Origin of the sequence: Inhella proteolytica, assembly GCF_016093275.1 — a bacterium.
Taxonomy (GTDB): domain Bacteria; phylum Pseudomonadota; class Gammaproteobacteria; order Burkholderiales; family Burkholderiaceae_C; genus Inhella; species Inhella proteolytica.
Map to the genome: position 1 here is coordinate 40,071 of NZ_JAEDAK010000008.1, position 21,227 is coordinate 61,297.

Here is a 21,227-nt window from a genome sequence, read left to right on the forward strand (position 1 = left end):
GGCTTACTCCTGCGGGCAGCCGAAGCTGTCCAGCTCGCGCAGACGGAAGGGGTTGAAGGCCGCACTGCCCACGCGCAGCTCGATGGTGGCCTTCTGCCCATTGCCGGCGGTGTAACCCAGGCGCAGGCGGTCGCCGGCGCTGGCGGCATCGAGCTGGCCCTTGTCGACCAGGCGGAACAGCGCCCAGGCGCCTTCCACCTGCACCACCGGTGCGCCGCCGATCGTCAGCTTGGCGCCCGGGCGCGCGGGCCAATTCAGGCGTGCACTGCCACCGGCCTTGAGCTTGTGGCTGGCACCGTCGTAGTCCAGCTGCAGCTCACCATCGCTACTGGCCACGCTGAGGTCCACCACCACCTGCGCATTGGCGCCGCCACCCAGGAAGGCGGTGCGAATGGCATCGGCGTTCTGGAACTGGCGCAGGGTGGCGGCGGAGACGGGCGGTGAACCCTCGCCGGTGGCCTTGAGGCGCCAGACCGCCCCGGACTTGTCGACAAAACTCGCCAGCGTGCTGGTGAAGAAGGCGTCCAACTCGCCACCGTCCTTGAAGACGTTGACGAAGTCCTGCACGCCCACATCGTTCGGGCTGTTGCGGTTGAAGGGGTACTTGCCGGGGATGGCGCGCTTGCACATGGCCGCCGCACCGCCCACACCCGCCTTGATCTCCTGCTTGATGCCGCCGCCGGCTTCACCCTCGGCCACCGCCACCAGGCCCTTGATGACACCCGAGACCGGCATCGCGAAGCGATCGGCCTGCGCCTTGGCATTCAGCAAGCGAGCGGGCATTTCCTTCACGCCCTGGCCGCTGCTGAGCTTTTGCTGCAGCGCCACCAGCTCGGCCGCCACGTCGTTGATCAGCGCGATCGCCGCGTCGATCTCGCCGGTCTTGCCGTCGCCCAGCAAGCGACGCAGGTCGGCAAAGCGGTCTTCGAGCTGCTGTTCGAGCTGACGCGCCACATCCTTGGGCAGCACCGTGCCCACCACCTGCCCGGCCTGCGCGCCGAACAGACCCGAGGTGGCGGAGGTGGCCTTCTCGGCCAGCTTGCGCTTGGCTTCGTCTTCGGCCGCCTTGCCGGCCACATCGCCGGTGCCGGTCGGGTTGGCCAGGCGGGTCTGCTCCACCGCGGCCTGGATCAGGCGCTTGAGCGCGGAGTCGGACGTCGAGAGCACCTGCGAGGCATTGAGTGCGCCACGCAGCCCGTCGAGCCGGCGCAGGCGGATGTCGGCGAGCACGCCGCGCCAGGTCTGCTCGTAGTCGGCAAAGTAGCGGCGCTGCACCTCGGCGGCCACCTGCGCGGGGTCGCGCGAGCCCACGCCGGAGGCCTGCGAACCCATCACCCAGGCTTCCTCCTCGCCCATCAGCTTGGCCACCTCGGCGATGCGCGGCTTGACGCTGCGGCGATAGCCCTCGGCGGTGAAGACAGCCGGGATCGGCTCCGTCAGCGCCGCGCCCGAAGCGCGTTCCAGCACGCCCACGCCGCTGGCGCCCAGCACCTCGGACAGGCGCAGCCCTTCACCCGCACCGGACAGGCGCAGCATGGCGTAGGCACGGTCCACCAGCGAGGAGCCCGCCACTCGCGTGCGGGCATTGGTGACCAGTTGGGCATTGCGCGTGTGCACCGCATCGGCCTGCAGCTCGCCCGCGGCGGCCAGCGCCTGCAGGTGCGGCAGCGCGCGCGCCACCAGCGCAGGGTCGAAGGCACCGCGCCAGAGATCGCCCACCGCCCCGACGAACCATTCCTTGTTCATGCGCTTGGCGTCGAACAGCATCAGGTAGGTCTTGAGCGCGGCATAGACGGCGTCGGGCGTGGCCTGTGGCGCTGCCATCACGGTTTCCAGCTGCAGCGCGATGCGCGGGATCAGGCCGCGTTGCAGGGCCGCGCGATAGCGTTCCTGCACCTGCTCGTCCACGGCGCGACCTTGGTAGAGGCCCCAGCGCATGCCGCCGCGCGGCTGGTCGACGGGATCGTGCACGGCGGGCGGCACGGTGCGCAGATCGTCGAGCGCCTGCACCAGGCTGGCCAGGTCGCCTGCCGCGGGCGCGCCCACGGCCGTGAGGCTCTGGCGCGCGGTGTTCGCGGCGGCCGCTGCCTGCTGCAGGCCGGCGCGGTTGTTGAAGAAGCTCACCGTCCACGCGGTGATCAGGCCCAGGCCCAGCAGCAGGCTCAGGCCGATGACCGCCCAGCTCAGGCGCTTGAGCTGCTGCTCACGGCGCTCGCTGTGCCCAGCCAGGCCGGCCTCGCCGAACACCACTTCGGTGAGCAGGCGCTGCAGAAAGTAGCTCTTGGCCGCACCGCCGGTGCCGGCGGCGCGCAGCAGGGTGCCGCCTTGCAGATCGAGCGCCTGCGCCAGGCCCTGGATGACCCGATCGACCGGCGTGCCGAACTGAGTGCCGCTGCTGAAGTAGACGCCGCGCAGCAGCGCCGGCTGCGCCAGCTTGGATTCGCCAAAGGCGGTTTCGAGGAAGCTGCTGACCAGCGGGCCCACGGCCGCGAACTGCTGCGGAAAGGCGTAGAGCGCGGCGCGGCGGTCGGCGTCACGCTCTTCCTGCAGGCGCGGCAGCAGCTGCTGGTTGATGCGCTCCACCAGGCCGGGGAAGGCGGCGTCGAAACCCGCCTTGGCCGGCGTGGTGGCGCGCGTCTTCAAGTCCAGCTCGAAGGTATGGCCCCAGACCTGGCTGCGGCCCTCGGCGTCGAGGTTGGCGAAGAACTCGCTGAAGCCCGAAATCAAGTCGGACTTGGTCACCATCAGGTAGACCGGGAACTGCAGACCCAGCTCGCGTTGCAGTTCTTCGATGCGCACCCGCACCGTCTGCGCATAGGTGTTGCGCTCGGCCGCCGTGCCCTGCAGCAGGTCGGCCATCGAGAGCGTGACGATGACGCCGTTGATGGGCTGGCGCGGCCGGTACTTCTTCAGCAGGGTCAGGAAGGACTTCCAGGCCGATTCATCCACCTGGGCCTGGCTGTCCTGCGTGGTGTAGCGGCCCGCGGTGTCGATCAGCACCGCTTCATCGGTGAACCACCAGTCGCAATTGCGTGTGCCGCCAATGCCACCCAACGCCGCCGCCGCCGCGCCGGGCGCAGCGAGCGGGAAGCGCAGGCCGGAATTCACCAGCGCGGTGGTCTTGCCCGAGCCCGGCGCGCCGATGAACATGTACCAGGGCAGCTGGTAGAGCAGCTTGCCGCCGCTCTTGCCACCGAGCTTAGTGCCCTTCAGCGTCTTGAGCGCCTCGGCAAAGCGCTGCTGCAGCGCAGCCTGCTCCTCGCGCGAGGCGGAGTTGTCGCCAGCGCCAGCGGCCATCTCGTCCATCAGCTTGCGGTTGCGGCGCGCGGCCAGCCAACGCAGCAGGAACTCCAGACCGAGCCAGAGCGCCACGACGAGGATGATCAGCAGCAGGCGCACCGACCAGGGCGCGAGCGGCCGCGATTCGTCCGAACCCAGCAAGGGCGCCAGGAACCAGATCAACAGGGAGAGAACAAAGACGACAAAGCCGCCGATGAACCAGCGCTTGTGGGCACGGATGAAGTTCATACCGCCCCCCCGGCGTTGGCCACACGCAAGGTGATCTCGACCCGGCGGTTCTGCGCCCTGCCCTCGGCCGTGTTGTTCGGCGCCACGGGCTCGCTTTCGCCGCGGCCCTCGTAGCTGAGCCGGCCGCCGTCCTTCAGACGGGTCTTCATGGCCTCCGCCACGGCTCGGGCACGCGCCTTGGAGAGCTCGAAGTTCGAGGGGAACTGCAGGGTTCGGGTGGGCACGTTGTCGGTATGTCCAGTGACGACGATGCGGCCCTCGACCTGATCCATGGCCCAGGCCACGCGGTCCATCAGGGCCATGGCGGTGCCGGTGGGCACGGCACTGCCGGAGTCAAAGGCCAGTTCGCTGACCAGGATGACGCGCGACTCCAGCGCGTTCTCCTCGACCTTGAGCTGGCGTGCCTGGATCTCGGCGGCCAGCAGCTGCACCAGGCGCGGCCGCGGCGGCGGCGCCAGCGCCAGCTGGCTGGGCGGGCTGGGCTTGAGGCTGAGCTGGCTCAAGGCCAGTTCCTCGCGGTAGCCGGCCAGCTTGAAGGCATAGGCGGTGTAGAACAGCAGGCACAGCAGGGCCATCACCGCCACCGTCAGCCACATCAGGGTGAAGCCCTTGAACTGGCGCGCCGCCACGGCCACGCCCTGCCAGCGCGGCGAGAGCGCGCGCTCGACCTCGGGCTGGCCCTGGCGAATCAGGTTGTAGAGGCGCTCGCGGATGTCCGCCACCGCCTGCCGGCCATTGCCTTCCTGCAGCAGGTAGCGGCCCATGAAGCCGAGCGACAGGCACACATAGAAGAGCTGCAGCAGCCAGGCGAACTTGGTGGGGTTCTCGACCAGCTTGTCGAGGATCTGGAAGAACTTCTCGCCGCCCCAGTTCTCGCGGAAGTTGTGGATCAGCAGCGATTGACGCGCCCAGTTGGCATTGCCGCTCCAGGAGGTGCGCTGCACCGATTCGTCCACCATCGTGCACAGCGCGTAGCGGGCCAGGTGACGTTGGTCTTCCGGCACCTGGGCGCGCTCGGCGTTGGCGTCGAACTCGCGCACCATGTCCAGCAGCCGGGCGCGCAGGGCATCCACGTTGGCGGGTGCGCCGCCGCCGCGCAGCGAGGCGATCACCAGCAGCAGCGGGTTGGCCGCCGCCACCAAGGGGTTGATGGCCGCCAGGGCACCGATCTGGCGGGCGTCCAGCGTGGAGCTGGCGCGGCTCGCCGCGGAGGCCATCGCCGGGCGGTGGATCAGGGTGCGTTCGTTGTCTGCGCTCATGCTTTGATGAACCAGAGTTCGAGTTCAAGGCCGGGCGGGTCCCCGGCCACGAACAGGGCCAGTTGGCGGGCCACCTCCACGTCCTTCCAGAGCTCACTGGCGCTGTCGAGGCGGAAGTAGCTGAAGTTGGCGTGGTAGCGGATTTCTTGCGGGGCGCCGGGCAGGTTGGCGATGCGAATGCCCAGGCTCTGCGCCTGCGTCAAGGCCACCAGGCGCTCGGGGGCGCAGATGCGGATCTGGCCGGGCATCAACTCGCGGATGCGGCGCTCGTCCAGATTGGCCGCCACGGCCAGCACAAAGTGGCCGCCGCGCACCATCCGGGCGTCCGGGATCTCGGCGCTGAACAGGCCCTGGCCGCGGTCGGTCAGCGGGATCTGGATCGCCGTCTGCTCGGGCACGGTGATCATCGCCAGCCGGATTTCCTCGATCACCGGCCACAGCACCTTGTTGAGGTTGTCGTGCCGGTAGGCCGGGAAACTGGGCGGCCGGCGCGACTTGGCATCGAAGGTGCGGCATTCGCCAGCGAACTTCAGCAGTTCCTGGTGCAGCCAGTAGGGATGCAGCGGGCTGCCCGAACACCATTGCGCCAGCAGGGGCTGGTAGCGGTTGCACAGCTGCAGCAGCAGCAGATCGGCCACGCCCTTGCTGCCGGCCTGGCCCAGGCGACCTTCGAGCATGTCGCCACGCTGTTTGACGACGCCCTGCAGTTCCACCATCCAGTCGCGGATGCGCTCGAAGCTGAGCGCATCGAGCAGCGGCGGGATGAAGGTCGGATCCAGCTCCAACTCGCCATTGGCCTTGCGCTCCACCAGGCGCGCCACCGGCAGCGAGCTCATCGCGCCGTCCAGGTCGGCTTCGAAGCACAGGCCCAGCACCAGCTGGCCCAGCTGGGCCTCGGCCTCGCCCTCGGAGCCGACGACGTTGTCGGTCAGCATGGCGTCGATGGCCTGGTAGCGGGTGCGGCGTGCCCGCGCGGTGTCGGCATCCAGCGCCACGGCCTTGGCGTCGGGGCGCTGCAGCATGGCGTAGAGGTGGATGACGCTGTCGCGCGCGTTCACCGGCACGTCCAGCGGCGCCAGGGGCGCCGCCGTGGAGGGCAGCTCGAAAGGCGTGCCGTCGGGCAACAGGCCCAGCGCGCTCTTGAGCCCGAACTTGCCGCTGCGCAAGAGCGCGGTGTCCAGGCTCAGCTGGCTGAAGCCCCAGCCATAGGGCTGCAACTGCCCCACGCGGGTGCCGAGCACCCACTCCAGGTAGCGCTCCTGGTGCTGGAAATGCTGCGGGCGGAGGAACAACCCTTCGGACCAGACGATCCGTGCGCCATCAAAGCTCATGAGCGGGGAGATCAGGAGATCGCGTAAGTGAAGTCGGTGCCATCCACGCCCACCTCAATGCGCTGGATGCCCTGGCCTTCCAGCATGCGGTTGAGGATGGCCTCGCTGACGCGCGGCAGGATGGTGTTGGTGAGGATGGCGTCGATCATGCGGCCGCCGCTCTCCACCTCGGTACAGCGCGAGGCCACGAGCTTGACCACATCGTCCGAGTAGACGAATTCGGCATCGTGGTTGGCCCGCACGCGCTTGACGATGCGGCCGAGCTGCAGCTTGATGATGGCGCCCAGCATCTCGTCCGACAGCGGGAAGTAGGGAATGGTGACGATGCGCCCCAGCAGCGCCGCCGGGAAGACCTTGAGCAGGGGCTCACGCAGGCTCTTGGCCATGGCCTCGGGGTCGGGCATCAGCTCGGGGTCGGCGCACATCTGCGCGATCTGCTCGCTGCCCACATTGGAGGTCAGCAGGATCAGGGTGTTCTTGAAGTCGATGTAGCGGCCCTCGCCGTCCTCCATCCAGCCCTTGTCGAAGACCTGGAAGAAGGTCTCGTGCACGTCCGGGTGGGCCTTCTCGACTTCATCGAGCAGCACCACCGAGTAAGGCTTGCGCCGCACCGCCTCGGTCAGCACGCCGCCTTCACCGTAGCCGACGTAGCCCGGAGGCGCGCCCTTCAGCGACGAGACCGTGTGGGCCTCCTGGTACTCGCTCATGTTGATGGTGATGACGTTGTGCTCACCGCCATACAGGGTGTCGGCCAGGGCCAGCGCGGTCTCGGTCTTGCCGACGCCGCTGGGGCCGCAGAGCATGAAGACGCCGATCGGCTTGTTCGGGTTGTCCAGCTTGGCGCGCGAGGTCTGGATGCGCTTGGCGATCATCTCCAAGCCATGCTTCTGGCCGATGACGCGCTCGTTCAGCGTGTCGGCCAGGCGCAGCACGTTCTTGACCTCGTCGCCGACCATCTTGCCCAGCGGGATGCCGGTCCAGTCCTGCACCACCGAGGCCACGGCCAGATCGTCCACCACAGGCAGCACCAGGGCCGAGTCGGTCTGCAGGCCGCGCAGCTCACCCTGCACCTGCATCAGTTCGGCGCGCAGCGCGTCGGCTTCGGCTTCGGCAGCATCGGAGCCCTTGGCGGCCTGGGCGCGCAGCTCGACGATGCGCTGCACCAAGGCCTTCTCCTGCTCCCAACGGGCCTGCAGGCCCTTGAGCTCGTCCTCATTCGCTTGCAGCTGGGCACGCACTTCGGCCAAGCGCTTGCTGTGGTCTTCACCGTACTGGGTCTCGCGCTGCAGGATCTCCAGCTCGGTGTTGAGCACTTCGATGCGGCGCTGGCAGTCTTCCACCGGCGCCGGCGTGGCGTGCTGGCTCACGGCCACGCGGGCGCAGGCGGTGTCGAGCAGGCTCACGGCCTTGTCGGGCAGCTGGCGCGCCGGGATGTAGCGGTGGCTGAGCCGGACGGCGGCATCGACGGCGGCAGCCTGGATGTCGACCTTGTGGTGCTTTTCCAGCACCGGCACCACACCGCGCAGCATCTGGATGCCGCGCGCCTCGTCGGGTTCGTCGACCTGCACGACCTGGAAGCGCCGCGTCAGCGCCGGATCCTTCTCGAAATACTTCTTGTACTCCGCCCAGGTGGTGGCTGCGATGGTGCGCAGCTTGCCGCGCGCCAGCGCGGGTTTCAGCAGGTTGGCCGCGTCACCCGTGCCGGCCGCGCCGCCTGCGCCGATCAGGGTGTGGGCCTCGTCGATGAAGAGCAGGGTCGGCTGGGCCGAGCTCTGCACCTCTTCGATGACGGTGCGCAGGCGGTTCTCGAACTCGCCCTTCATGCTGGCGCCGGCCTGCAGCGCGCCCAGGTCCAGCGAGCAGATGCGCACCGTACGCAGCGAGGGCGGCACATCGCCCTTGACGACGCGCAGCGCAAAGCCTTCGACGACCGAGGTTTTGCCCACGCCGGCCTCGCCGGTGAGGATGGGGTTGTTCTGGCGCCGCCGCATCAGGATGTCGACGATCTGGCGGATCTCCTCGTCGCGCCCAAGCACCGGGTCGATCTCGCCGGCGCGCGCCTTGGCGGTCAGGTCCTGTGCGTACTTGGCCAGCGCGCTGCCCTTGGCGCCCTCACCCGCCACGGCGCCTGCTTCCTCGCCGGGTGCCACGTCCAGGGCGGTGGCCGACTCCATCTGCTCGGCCGAACCTTCGGTCAGCTGATCGAAGTCTTCGGTCAGCTTTTCAAACTTGATGCGTTCGAACTGGCGCGAGATCGCCAGCAGGGCGTTCTTCGAGGTGGCGCCGCGCAGCATGCCGATCAGCAGATGGCCGCTGCGGATCACGTCGGTGCCGTACATCACCGAGCAATAGGTCCAGGCCTGTTCGACCGCACCATCAATGTGCGTGGACAGATCGGACAGCGAGCTGTGCCCGCGCGGCAGCTTGTCCAGCGCCTTGATGAAGTCGGCCTGCAGCAGGGATTCATCGAGGCCGAAGCCCTTGATGATCAGGTTGAGGTCGCTCTTCTCGACCTGGCGCAGCTGGTGCAGCCAGTGCACCAGTTCCACATGGGGGTTCCCGCGCAGCTTGCAGAAGGTGGCGGCGGCATCGAGTGCCTTGTAGGTCGTGGGGCCCAGTTTGGCAAAGAGTCGGATGCGGCTGATGTCGGTCACTCGGTCCTCCAGTTCCATCGGCTTTGTTGGCGGCGCGACTTTCTACCACCCTGAGGGCATGACGGACCAGCGCCGCACCGCAGGAATACCCGGCCTAGGGGGGCCCGGGTGTCGCCCTCGAAGCGGCCGGATCGATCCGCTACAGTGACCCGGCTCCAAGCCGGGCCTTGCCGGCCTTCAGCAGCACCACCTCCATCAGGTTCGGGATGACTCTTCAGCTTCGCATCGAAGGACCTTCGGGCAGCCGCGTGCTGCCCCTGAACCAGGGCAAGACCCTGATCGCCGGCCGCGACGCCGGCGTGGACATCGTGCTGGCAGACCCGGATCGGCTGCTGTCGCGCCAGCATCTCAGCCTGCATTGCGGCGAAGACAGCGTCGAGATCACCGTGGTGTCGGCCAGCGGCACCGTACAAACCCCGGTGGGCACGCTGGGCCCGGGCCAGAAGGCCTTGCTGCGCGCGGGTGATCAGCTTGGCGTGGGCGACTGGCGCCTGCTGCTGGAGGCGGCCGAAGAGGCCGCCGCCGCGCCTGCTGCGACGGCCGCGTCCGACCCCCTGCTGGCCCTGCTGGGCGGCGGCGGCGCAGGCAATGCGCGCCTGGATCCCCTTTGGCAACCCGCAGCGCCCGCCCCCGTCCAGCCGGCCAGCCAGGGCTTCTGGGTAGGCGGCGGCGCCCCGGCGGCGCCGGCCGGTTTCTCTGCTGGCCCGGCCGCGCCGCTGGACCATGGGGGCGTGGCCGATCTCGGCATCCGCCCGGCGGGCGCCCAGGGCGACGGCGCTTCGGCCATCAGCGATTTCCTCGGTCCCGCGCCGGCGGCGCGTGCGCCGGCGGACCTCGGTGCCCTGCTGGTGTCGGCGCCCTCGCCCGAGCCTTGGGCCGGCCTGCCACCCGTGCTGGCGCCGACCCCCGCGCCCGCCCCCGCACCGCGTGGCGAAGACTTGTGGGACAGCCTGCGCAAGGCCTTGGTGCCGATGCCGGCCACCACCCCCGAGCCGGCGCCTGCCCCGCTGGCCGAACCGGGCACTTCGCCAGGCTTCTACGCGGTACCCCCACCCGCCGAGCCCTTGGGAGTCGCCCCTGCCGTGGACATCGGCGCCTTGCTGGGCGGCCTGGGGCCTGCCCCGGCGCCCGCCACAGGGCTGGACTTCGACTTCGGCGGCCCGGCTGCGCCGCCGCCGGTGTCGAGCGCCCCAGCGATTGACGCGCCCCCCGTGGCCCCGGCCGGCACGGCCGCCGAAGCGCTCGCGAAGGGACTGGGCATCGCCCTGCCCGCCGACATGGCCGCCGCCGACTGGGAGCGCCTGGGTTCCGCGCTGCGCCAGCTGGTGCAGGGATTTGCCCAACTGATGTCGGCCCGCGCCGCGCTCAAGCGCGAGCTGCGTGCGCACAACAAGACCGAAATGCCGATGCGCGACGTCAACCCGTTCAAGTCCGAACTGGGCCTGAACGACGTGCTGCAGCAACTGCTCTTCAATGCCAGCCGCGGCGGCAAGTTCATGCCGGTGGAGCGCGCCGTGCGCGAAGCCGCCGAAGACCTGCTGACGCATGACCTGTCCATCATTGCCGCCAGCCGCGCCTGCGTGCAGGGCACGGTGCAGGAGTTCGACCCCCAGCTCTTCGTGCAGCGCTTCGGCAAGAAGGGTCTGCTGGACCTGATGGCCGATGCCCAGCTGTGGCGCCAGTACCAGGCCTATTACGCCCAGCAGAGCGCCCAGATGGCGGACTGGCTCGAACGCCTGTTCGAAGAGCATTTCGTGACCGCCTATTGCAATGAGGCCGAGCGCCTCAGCCAACAACATGTGCCCTTGCCGTGAGTGACGACGACCGCACCGTGTACCAGCCCCACCAGACCCCGGACGGCGATACCGCGCCGGCGGTGGCACGCGTGGCGGCACCGCCCCCGCCGGAGCCCGAGACCAGCCAGGCCCTGCCGGTCGGCTTCCGCCTGCACGAGTTCGAGATCCAGTCCAAGCTGGGTGAAGGCGGCTTCGGCATCGTCTACAAGGCCTGGGACCACTCTCTCGGCGCCCAGCGCGCCATCAAGGAGTACATGCCCGGCGCCGTGGCCCAGCGCGAGGGCATCACCGTCTCGCCGCGCTCGCAGCGCATGCGCGAAATCTTCGACAGCGGTCTCAAGCGCTTCATGGAAGAGGCGCAGACCCTGGCCAAGTTCGACCACCCGGCACTGGTGCGCGTGCTGCGGCGCTGGGAGGACAACGGCACCGCCTACATGGCCATGCCCTTCTATGAGGGCACGACCCTGCGCGAGCGGGTGCGCCAGATGCCGGAAAAGCCCACCGAGCAATGGCTGATGGGCCTGCTGGCCCCGTTGACCGAGGCCATGCAGGTGGTGCACCAGAACCGCTGGCTGCACCGCGACATCGCGCCCGACAACATCATGCTGCTGAAGGACAGCGGCCGCCCCCTGCTGCTGGATTTCGGCGCGGCACGCCAGGTCATCGGCGACGTGACGCAGGAGTTGACCGCCATCCTCAAGCCCGGCTTTGCGCCGGTCGAGCAGTACGGCGAAACGCCGGGGCTGGAGCAAGGCCCGTGGACCGATGTGTATGCGCTCGCGGCCTCGATGCACTGGGCCATCATGGGGCGCACGCCGCCCCCGTCGGTGAGCCGCGTGCTGGTGGACAACTACGTGCCGCTGGTCAAGGCCGCTGAGGGCCGCTATTCCCCGCGCTTCCTGGCCGCACTGGACAAGGCCCTGCGCGTGGACTCGCGCAAGCGCACGCAGAGCATGGCGGAGTTCCGCGCCGACCTGGGGCTGGAGGCACCGGCCTACGCCCCGACGCTGGAAATGCCGATCGCCAACCCCGAGCGCCTTCCCAGCGGCAGCGGCACGGCCTTCGAACCGACGGCGATCGTCGGGGCACCCGCCCCAGCGCCCAGCGCCTACGCCGCCGCGGACGTCACCCAGGTGATGAGCCGGCCCGGCGCCCAGCCCATCATGCAGACCGTGGATGGCGGCTTCGCCCCGGCGGCCGATGGCTTGGCCGCGACGGTGCAACTCGGCAGCGAGCTGCTGCCAGGCCATGCCCCCGCGCCAGCAGGCTTCAGCGCCGCCAGCACGCCGGTGCGCCCGCCATCAAGTGCACCCGTCCCCAGCCTCTCGGCCGGCACAGCTCCGCGTTCGCGCATGCCCGTGCTGGTTGGCGGCGGCTTGGCCACCGTGGCGGTGTTGGGCGGCCTGGGGTACTGGCTGACGAAGCCGGCGCCCGTGCCGGCACCCGCGCCCGCCACCGTCACCCAGGCGCCCGCCGCGCAGGCCCCGGTTGCAGCGCCCGCGCCGACGCCGGCACCGCCCCCCGCCGTCGCGCCCACCCGGTTTGAATGGGAGGCCCAGCTGGCGGAGCTGCTGAACAAGCAGGACTCAGGCTACGAGCTCACGGTGAGCGGGCTCAAGACCGAATACAGCATCAAGCGCCAGGAGCTCATCAGCTTCCGCATGCAGTCCAACCGCGACGGCTACCTGAACGTGCTGTTGCGCGACGCCAATGGCGAACTGGTGCAGGCCTTCTCCAATCTGCCGCCGCTGCGCGTGCGCGCCGGCCAGCCGATGCAGATTCCGCCCCCGGGCAAGGACGCAATCGCGGTGGCCGAGCCCCTGGGCCAGGACGAGATCCTGCTGGTGATTTCGGCCACGCCACGGGGCTATCAGGATCTGGCCGGGCCGCGCAGCGGCAGCTTCCTGAGCCTGCAGACCGGGGAGCCCGCCCACCAGGCACTGCGCAACTGGAAACTGCCGGTGCCCATCTTGGCCGGGCGCCCGCTGGGCCCCTGCGATGGCGCCGAGTGCACCCAGTACGGCGCCAAGATGCTGACCGTCCAGGTCATGCCCTGAGCGGCCGGCGAGCGCGGGTTCAGGGGATCAGTTCGGTCACCTGGCCCGGCACCATGACGCTGATCTGGCCACCCCAGGTGCACATCAGCTTGCAGTCGTTGTTCAGCGCCGGCATGTTGGCCAGCAGCACCGTGGCGGAGCCCGGCGTCCACGGGGCCGGGGTAACCGGCACGCAGGGCATGGGCGTCAGCACCCCCTGAGCAGCGGCCGTGGCCGAGGCCACCGTCGGGTTGGCCAGGCTGCGGCAGGCGCCGAAGGGCATGATGTTGACCATGGGCTTGTTGTCCATGATGTTGGCGGCGGGCTGATTGCTGGATAGCACCCGATTGACCGGCAGGACCACCAGCGCGCTGGGCGCCATCCCCTGGCTGCACATCAGCTGCGCGCCGTTCACCACTTGCATCGCCATACGCACTCCCGAAACCGCCCCCGCGGACACGGGGCGAGTATGTCCGACTCTGGTTCGGGCCCACCGCCTGCGGTATGGTCCACCACCGATTCAAACGCCCTTCGGGAGCCATGCCATGAGGATCTGCAAAACCGCCGCCGCCTGTGCCCTGCTGCTTGTGCTGGGGGGGCAAAGCGCCTTCGCGCAAGACGCCGCCAAGGAGAAGGTGCTCAAGCCCAAGGAAGTGACGACCGAAGGGCTGATCGACGCCCTGGCCTTGCCCGAGGCCAATGCCAGCGGCGCCACGCGGGGTTTCCGCCCCGTGGCGCCGGGTGAAAAGCCCAAGCCCTATGGCCCCGGCAAGGCCAATCTGCTCGTCACCTTCGTGACCGGTTCGACGCAGCTGAGTGCTGAGGCCGAAGCCCTGCTCGACAAGATGGCCGCAGCCATGCAGAGCGACACCCTGGCCGGTGTGGCCTTCCGGGTGCAAGGCCATGCGGACGCACGCGGCGACGAGGCGCGCAACAAGGAGCTGTCGCAAGGCCGCGCCGAGGCCGTCGTGAAGTACCTGGTGACCAAGCACGGCATCCTGGATGCTCGCCTGGCGGCCGAGGGCAAGGGCTCCGCCGAGCCGATGAACAAGCAGCGTGTGGATGCGCCGGAGAACCGCCGCGTCACCTTCGTCAGCACGCGCGACCTGCCCAAGCCCTGAGCGCCTGCGCACATGCGGCGCACTTTGGGCGTGACGGTGGGCGTCGCCGCCGGGGTCGGGGCGTTGGCGCTGGGTGGCTACTGGCTGCTTAGCCTGCCGCTGAGCTCCCAGGCTGCGGACCCGGCCGCCAGCGCCTCACCGCAGTCCTCGGCTGAGCCGGCGTCGGCGACATCGCCCGCGCCGACACAAGCGGTAGCCGAGGCGGCTCAGCCGGCGGTGCGGCAAGACGCGCCGCCGCTGAGTGCTCCGGCGCTACCGGCTTCCAGCCCGCTCGCCGTACCGGTTCAAGCCCCGCCCCCGGCCGCCGCCCCGGTGGCGCCGCCGGCCCCCTCCTCCGCACCGGCCGCCAACCCGGACAACTGGCCGCTGCGCAGCACCGCCGCCCTGCTGGCGGAACGCAGCCAAGGCGACTGGCGCGTGGTGCGCTGGCAGGAAAACCCCGCGGTCGCGGTGCTGCAATTTCCCGACCTCGCCCAGCAAGGTGCTGCGTTGAACCGCCTGGCCGCCCTGGTGGAAAAGGGTGGCGCCCCGCGGGACCGCCTGCTCGGCAGCGCCGAGCTGCTGCAGCTCATTCAGGCCGGCGGGGACAACCCCCAGACCTTCTTCGGCGGCCACAACTACCGCCTCAGCCAGCTGCTGCGCTTTCATGGGCTCGCCAATCGCCAGGGCATCGGCCTGAGCCCGGAGGAGCAGCGCCTGCGCCAGCTCTTCGAGGCCCAGGGCTGGTGGGGGGAGCAGGCCGCCGACAAGGTGCTGATCACCTTCACCGACCTGCAGGCCGATGACCCCGGCACACCGCAAGATGAAGGCGTGGACGCGGTGCGGCGCGAATCGGTGCTGCGCCACGAGCTCAGCCATGCGCGCTACTTCACCGACCCGCGCTACCGCGCCCGCTGCGGCGAGATGTGGCGGCAATGGCTCAATGCGGCCGAGCGCCAGCGCATCCGCAAGGTCCTGGCCGAGCAGGGCTACGACGCCCAGAACGAAGACCTGCTGATCAACGAGGCCCAGGCCCTGCTCTTCCACACCGCCGACACACGGGCCTTCGGTGCCGCGTCCTTCGGGCTGACCGAAGCCCGACTGACTGCACTACGCAAGCGCTTCCACGCGAGCGCCAACTAGGGCCCGGTAGGGCCCTTTATGGCACCCATGCGGCGGTAGCCGTCTGGCCACCGCCGCACAGGCCGCACCGCAGCGGGGCCCTCAGCGCTGGTCGAGCTTGCGCTGCTCGAACAGGTAGTCCACCGGCTTGGGCACATTCACCGGGCCGCTGAAGCCGTACTGCGGCGACTGCGGGAACTTGCGCGCCACCATGAAGCGCACCGTCTCGAACACATTGGCCCCCGGCTTCCAGCTCGGCACCTCGCCCAGGGTCTGGAACAGGTGGAAGGCGAAGGGCGAATGACCGTTCTCGCCCGAATCGGCCACCGGCGCATTGCCACCGGAGGACATCACCACCACCGTGCGTTCGCCCAACACCTCGTTCGGGTTCAGTGCCCCGGGGGCGGGCACGGCACGCAGGCGCTGGCCAGTCACCAAGCTGCCGGAGTAGCAGCTGTCGGACAGCAAGGCCACCTGGCGCGCTGACATGGCCCGCATCAGGCGCCCGATGTCGTTGTTCGACAGCCAGGTCTCCGGGCGCCGGGCGTCGCTGTCAGCCAGCTGCCAATAGCCCTGCTTGCCCCCCTCGGGCGCATTGATTTCGTCGCCATGGCCGGCGTAGTACACGAGCACCGAATCCTGCGGGCGCAGTTCCAGCGCCAGACGGTTCAGCGCGGCCACCACCTGGGTCTTGGTGGCATTGCGCAGCAGCACGGTCTCGTAGCCCAGTCGGCTTTCGACCAGGCTGGCCATGGCTTCGGCGTCACCCACCGCGCCCTCCAGCTGCGGGATGTTGCGGTCCTGATAGTCGTTGACACCGATGACCAGCGCGATCTTGCGTTCGATCTGCGGCAAGGCGGCCGTCTTCACGGCGCGGCGCTGGCTGAAGGCGGGCGGCGGCGGCGCTGCCACGGCCTGGGCCACCGCCGGCGCAGCGGTGGAAGGTGCGGGCGCAGGTGCCGCGCCGGGCGCGGGGCTGGCCGGCGGCTTGATCGCTGACGGCGCCCCGGAAGCCTCGGCCTGCAGCTCCAGGCGCAGGGCCTCGGTGACGAGGCAATTGCCCGCCTCGGCCTCCTTGCGATTGGTGCAGGTCTGCAGATCGGCCAAGCCCGGATTGCTTTCCAGGCGGGTCAGCGCTTCCTCAAACAACTTGCGCTTGATGCGGTTGCGCTCGTCCAGCAGTTGCTGGATGGCGTCCATCGACATGCCGCCGAGGTCCACAGCTCCGAATCGCGCGCCCGCGGCGGCGATGCCGGCGCCTGCGGCCAGACCGCCGCCCATGCCCGCGCCACCACCGCTCCCGGAATTGCCGCCGGAGCCCCCGCTGCTGCCGCCCGAAGTGCCGCTTGGGCTTCCGCCGGAGGTACCACCCGAAGTGCCACCCACGCTACCGCCCGAGCCAGCGCCCGCGGCGCCGCCGGCCGGTGCACCCGCTCCGCCACCGCCACCCGCCGGCGGCAGGGGCGAACTCAGGTCCAGCACACCCAGCGGCGGCGGCGGGCCGCCCGCCGGGCCGGTGCCGCCGAGCGGCGGTACACCCGGCGGCGTGCCCGGGTCGGATCCGCCCGCGCCACCGCTGCCGCCACCGCCCACTGGCGTGACCGCCGGCGTCTGGGCCAGGATTTCCGGCGTCAGCGCATACACCACCAGGGCCGAGGCGTTGCCTGCGGCCTGCGCGAAGCTGTAGTTGGCGGCACTCAGACCGCTGCCGACGATAGCGAAACTGCCCTCCACCAAGGCCGGGGTGTTGGCGCCCCCCACCGCCGGCGCAGTGAACTGCAGGCTGCCGGTGGTGGCCGTGGCCAGGCTTTCCCCGGCCACAAAACCCGTCACGCTGCCGCTGAGTTGCCCCACCAACTGCCCGACCAGGCGCTGCGCGGGCGTGGCCACATAGGTCAGCGTGGCAGGGGTGACGACGCCGGTCAGCGCCGGCAGCGCCAGGGTGTAGTTGCCTGCATCGGCACCCCCGAGCGTCAACCCCGAGAGTTGCACCGGCTTGGCCTGCCCCACACCCGCCGCATTGCTGCCGCCAAACTGCGCCTGCAGCGTGCCCGCCAGGGCGACCTGGTCCCCCGCCACCGGGCTGATGCTGGGCGTGCCGCTCAGCGGGGCGCTGGCACTGCCGTCATAGACCTTGCTGCCGACCTGGACGCCCGCCAGGTTCAGCACCCGCGGCGTGATGTCCGCGCTCAGACTGCCGCTCAGCGTGAAGCTGTAGTTGGCGGCATCGGCGCCACCGAAGCTGAGCCCTGAGACCGTCACCGGCTTGGCCGTACCCACCTGCTTGTTGTTGAAGCGCGCATCGAGGGCGCTGGCCAGGCTGACCTGATCACCCGCCAGGATGGACAGCACCGGCGTGCCTCCCAGCGTGGCGAGATCGCTGCCGTCGTACACCTTGCTTTGCGCCTGCAGGCCGCTCACCGTGGCCGGCCGCGGCGTGATGTCGGCTTTCAGCACGCCCGCCGCCACCGGCATGTAGTTGCCGGCATCCGCCCCCGTCAGCGCCAGGCCCTGCAGGGTGACGGTCTTGCCGATGCCGACGTGCTTGTCGACGAAGCTGGCCGTGAGGCTGGGCGCAACGCCCACGTCATCGCCCGCCAGGGCCTGGAAGGTCGGCGTGCCAGTCAATTGAGCAGTGACCGTGCCGTCATAGACCTTGCTGCCAGCCACCAAGCCGGCGATGTTCAGCGGGGCTGGCGTGATCGATGCCGTCAGCGCCGACTCCGGCTTGAGCACGTAATTGCCCGCATCGGCGCCGCTCAGATTCAGGCCCGTCAGCACCACCGGCTTGTTCGTGCCGACATGACGGGTGTCGAAGCTGGCGCTGGGGCTGCCGCTGACGACGACGCTGTCGCCCGCCAGGGGCGCCGCGACGGCCGTGCCACTCAGCTGCGCGAGCGTGGTGCCGTCGTACACCTTGTTCAGTGCCGTGAGTCCGCTCAGCACCAGGGTCGCGGGGGTGATGTCACCGCTCAGCATCAGGCTGCCGGCAAAGCTGTAGTTGCCCGCGTCAGGTCCGCTCAGGCTCAGGCCGCTGACCTTCACGGGCTTGCCGGTGCCCACCTGCTTGGTGTCGTAGCTCGCCAGCGGCGTCCCGCTCAGGGTCACGGAATCGCCACCCAGCGCGGTGGGCACGGCCGTGCCGCCCAGCGTGGCCGTGGTGTTGCCGTCGTAGACCTTGGGCTCGACGATCAGCCCGCCGACGGCCAACGGAGCGGGCGTGATATTGGCGCTCAGGCTGCCGCTGAAGTTCAGGACGTAGTTGCCACCGTCCGGCCCGCCGAAGCTCAGGCCGGACAGAGAGACCGGCTTGGCCGTGCCCACATGGCGGTCGCTGAATTCGCCCGTCGGATTGGTCAGGCTGACGCTGTCACCCGGCAGCACGGTGAACGAGGCGCTACCGACCAGACCGGCGACAGTGGTGCCGTCGTACACCTTGTCTTGCGCGCTGAGGCCCGAGACCAGCACCGCCAGAGGGGTGATGCTGGCCGTCAGGCCGCTCGCGCCGACGCTGTAGCCATAGATGGGACGACCGGACCCGTCCACCGCCGTGAAGGCATCGGACGAGGTCAAGTCCAGCGGTTTGTCCGTGCCGACGTGCTTGTCGCGGAACACGGCCGTGACGCCCGGCTTGAGCGTCAGGGTGTCGCCCGCAAGCCCCGAGGCCCCCAGGCCGGAGACCGAGGCGGCCGTGGTGCCGTCGTAGACCTTGTCCAGCGCCGTGCCGGTGATGGCGGCGTAGACCGGGCTGCTGAAATGGAAACCGTTGCCCTTGCCGGCGATGAAGGTGGTGTCATACCCCGTCGTGCCGTAGGCCTTGTAGTTGGGATTGAGTGCACCCGGATTGAACTGGTTCTGCCCCGGCGTAAACGTGGCGCTGTCCAGCGGGTGCTGGCCCACCAGAGTCCATTGGCTGATGTTGCCGCCGAACAGTCCGGAACCCGACTGGTTGTCGATGCGCGACGCGCCCACCGTGCCGTCCTGACCGATCAGCACCGCCGGCACCGCGCTGCTGTAGGCGGTGATGAGGCTGGAGCTCTGGAACACCTGGGAATCGGCCTGCAGGCGCATCAGGCCGCCGCCGATCAGCCAGCTGTTGCTCAGATTGAGGCTGGGGCCCTTGATGGAGAAGTCGCGCGGATTGGGCGCGAGGTCATCCTGATTGATCTGCGAGCCACTGATCTGGATCGCACCCTGCAGGGCCTCGATCGAGAGCAGGCCCGTCATGCTGGCATCGAGTGCCTGGTAGGGCGTACTGGCGGCCGCGCCGGTGATCTGCACGGCGGGCGCGCTGCTGGAGTCGGTGCTGCCCGAGACGCGCAGGCTGCCCACCTGATTGCTGATCAGCACCGTGCCACCGCTGGAGGCATCGATGAGCACCCCGATTGCACCGCTGCCCCGGCCGGTGCCCTGCACATCCAAGGTGCCGCTGGCCAGGTAGCCATCGTGGTTCACCTGCACCTGCGAACCATTGCGGATGTGCACCCCATGTGTCGAACCCTCGCCGCGCAGCACCGCGCTCTCTTCCGACAGGATGGACGTGCCGCCTTCCACCAGAATGCCCTTGCCCGTACTGGCTTTGCCATCGATGGTGAGGCGGCGCTGCGTCAGATCGCTGCTCGTGATCTCGACGCCGGACATGCCCGCGGTGTTGGTGGCACGCAGGCTCAAGTCACCTCCCAGGTTGAAGTCCACGCCGTTCAGGTGAATGCCCGGCTGGCTCGCGCTACCGGGCGCAGGGGCGCCGGAATAGCCCCCCAGGGTGACATTGCCACTCGTGCTGATGTTCAAACCAGAGGCCAGCACGCTACCGGTACCGGAGCGTCCGGCCTGCACGTCGAGCGAGAGATTGGTTCCAAGCGCGCTGATGGTGCTGCCAGAAAAGCTGACATCGCCATCGGCGATCAGCGTGAGCGTGAGCGTGCCGACGACGCTGAGCAGCGAGAGATTGCCCGACCAGCTGATGTTGCCGGCCTCGCTGCCCGCGCCACTGGTGGTCACGGTGACGTTCTGGCCGCCCGCCAAGGCGGACTCCAGCGTGGAAATGGCCACGAAGGAACCGCTGGCCGTGGGCGCCACCAGCACCGGTGCCGTACCGGTCACGCTGACATTGGTGTCCGAACCGACACCGATGCTGACGTTGTAGGGATCGATCAGCCAAGTGCCCGCCGCGCCGCGCGCGGCATCCACCCGCATCGACGCCGGCCGTGCATCGAGCCAACCACCCGAGGTCTCCACCAGACCTCCGGCGCCGCCTTGCACACCACCGCGTGCGGAGAAGTGTCCGTAGGCACGCGTCGCCTCGTCGCTCCACAGCACCACGGTGCCGCCCTGCCCCTGCTGCAGCGCATCGGCGCGCGCCGTGGCCTCGCTGCCGAAGAAAACCGCGCGGGCATTGGGCACCCGGACGTCCTTGCCCTGCAGGCCGCCGCCGACCAGGATCTCGCCGCCACCGGCCGCGCCCGAGGCATCGACCAGCGCCTGGCCGTCGACCACCACCTCGCGCCCCAGCAGCTGGATCTGCCCGCCTGCGCCCTGGGTGCCACGTGCGCTCACCTCGCCCAACTGGGTGAGGCGGCCACTGACTGCCTGCAGCAGCACCTCGCCGCCGCGGGCACCGTCGGCATGCACCTGGCCCTGCTGGCGCACGGCGGCCGCATGCACATCAATGCGGCCGTCTTCGGCCTGGAGAACGCCGCTGTTCAACACCTCGCCGGCTTCGGCCAGCAGGCGCACGCGCACATGGGGCGCGGCGGTGTCCACCAGCTCGATCTGCCGGCCCGCCGCCAGCACGGCCTGGCCCTGCGGTGCGGAGATTTGCCCTTCGTTGCGGACATCGGCGGCCAGCAGCACCACTTGGCCGCCCTGGGCGCCGTGCAGCTCGCCCTGGTTGACGATGTGGCCACCGGGCAGGCTTGCATCCTGCTCGAAGCGCAGGCGGCCGCTCAGCCAGTCCTGGTCGGACAGGTTCAAAGTGGACGCGACCAGGCTGGCCACATCCACCCGCGCCTGGGCGCCGAACAGAATGCCATTGGGGTTCAGCAGCCAGACTTGGCCGTTGCTGGTCAGGCTGCCCAGGATCTGCGAGGGATCCTGCCCGACGACGCGGTTGAGCACCTTGCTGGCCGCATTGGCCTGCTGGAAGTGCACGCCGTAGCCGGTGCCGATGCCGAACTGGTTCCAGTTCAGGATCGCATTCGGCGAATTGGTCACCGTCATCTGCTGGCCCTGGGTGCTGACCTGGGCTTGGCCGCGCACCACCTGCAGCCCGCTGGGCAGCACCTGGCTGACAGCGGCCAGGGGCAGGCTGAGCAGGGCGCTGGCGGCCAGGGCCTGGACGAGCGGGCGCAGCAGGAAGGCGCGCGACTTGGAAGTGTTCGAAGTCTTCATCGTAATCTCCC

10 protein-coding genes are annotated in these 21,227 nt (G+C 69.6%); 4 read left to right on the forward strand and 6 right to left on the reverse strand.

Translation table 11 applies throughout. The annotated features are described in order from the left end of the window. Nucleotides 1-3: 3 nt before the first annotated feature. From tssM to tssH, 4 genes are read right to left on the reverse strand one after another with little or no spacing between them, the layout of a single operon-like run. Complete coding sequence (gene tssM / locus I7X39_RS12600) at nt 4-3,528, reverse strand: type VI secretion system membrane subunit TssM (RefSeq protein ID WP_198111519.1); 3,525 nt, start codon at nt 3,526-3,528, stop codon at nt 4-6. Continuing rightward, complete coding sequence (gene tssL, locus I7X39_RS12605) at nt 3,525-4,787, reverse strand: type VI secretion system protein TssL, long form (protein WP_198111520.1); 1,263 nt, start codon at nt 4,785-4,787, stop codon at nt 3,525-3,527. Before tssL ends, tssM begins: the two co-directional genes overlap by 4 nt. Then, nucleotides 4,784-6,118 (reverse strand): type VI secretion system baseplate subunit TssK, encoded by a 1,335-nt coding sequence (gene tssK, locus I7X39_RS12610; protein ID WP_198111521.1) that lies wholly within the window; start codon nt 6,116-6,118, stop codon nt 4,784-4,786. Before tssK ends, tssL begins: the two co-directional genes overlap by 4 nt. Nucleotides 6,119-6,129: 11 nt before the next feature. After that, on the reverse strand, nt 6,130-8,772 hold the full coding sequence (gene tssH, locus I7X39_RS12615; protein ID WP_198111522.1) for a type VI secretion system ATPase TssH: 2,643 nt from the start codon (nt 8,770-8,772) through the stop codon (nt 6,130-6,132). Nucleotides 8,773-8,978: 206 nt separating this feature from the next. Here tssH and tagH point away from each other — a divergent pair, with 206 nt between their 5' ends. Then, the gene (gene tagH / locus I7X39_RS12620) at nt 8,979-10,586 is read left to right on the forward strand and encodes a type VI secretion system-associated FHA domain protein TagH (protein ID WP_198111523.1); all 1,608 of its coding nucleotides are present in this window, start codon (nt 8,979-8,981) and stop codon (nt 10,584-10,586) included. Continuing rightward, nucleotides 10,583-12,625, forward strand: a complete 2,043-nt coding sequence (locus tag I7X39_RS12625; RefSeq protein ID WP_198111524.1) for a serine/threonine-protein kinase — start codon at nt 10,583-10,585, stop codon at nt 12,623-12,625. Before tagH ends, I7X39_RS12625 begins: the two co-directional genes overlap by 4 nt. Before the next feature lie 19 nt (nt 12,626-12,644). On the opposite strand, the gene I7X39_RS12630 is transcribed toward I7X39_RS12625, so the two are convergent. Then, nucleotides 12,645-13,034: a DUF4280 domain-containing protein gene (locus I7X39_RS12630; RefSeq protein ID WP_198111525.1), complete on the reverse strand. Its 390-nt coding sequence runs from the start codon at nt 13,032-13,034 to the stop codon at nt 12,645-12,647. 115 nt (nt 13,035-13,149) lie between these two features. Between I7X39_RS12630 and I7X39_RS12635 the strand changes: the two genes are divergently transcribed. Continuing rightward, nucleotides 13,150-13,725: an OmpA family protein gene (locus I7X39_RS12635; RefSeq protein ID WP_198111526.1), complete on the forward strand. Its 576-nt coding sequence runs from the start codon at nt 13,150-13,152 to the stop codon at nt 13,723-13,725. A gap of 12 nt (nt 13,726-13,737) precedes the next feature. After that, entirely contained in the window at nt 13,738-14,847 is a 1,110-nt protein-coding gene (locus I7X39_RS12640) for a hypothetical protein (RefSeq protein ID WP_198111527.1), read from the forward strand. A gap of 81 nt (nt 14,848-14,928) precedes the next feature. Here the strand turns inward: I7X39_RS12640 and I7X39_RS12645 are convergent, their stop codons facing one another. After that, a complete protein-coding gene (locus tag I7X39_RS12645) occupies nt 14,929-21,216 on the reverse strand; it encodes a YDG domain-containing protein (RefSeq protein ID WP_198111528.1) in 6,288 nt (2,095 codons plus the stop codon). Nucleotides 21,217-21,227: the final 11 nt, after the last annotated feature.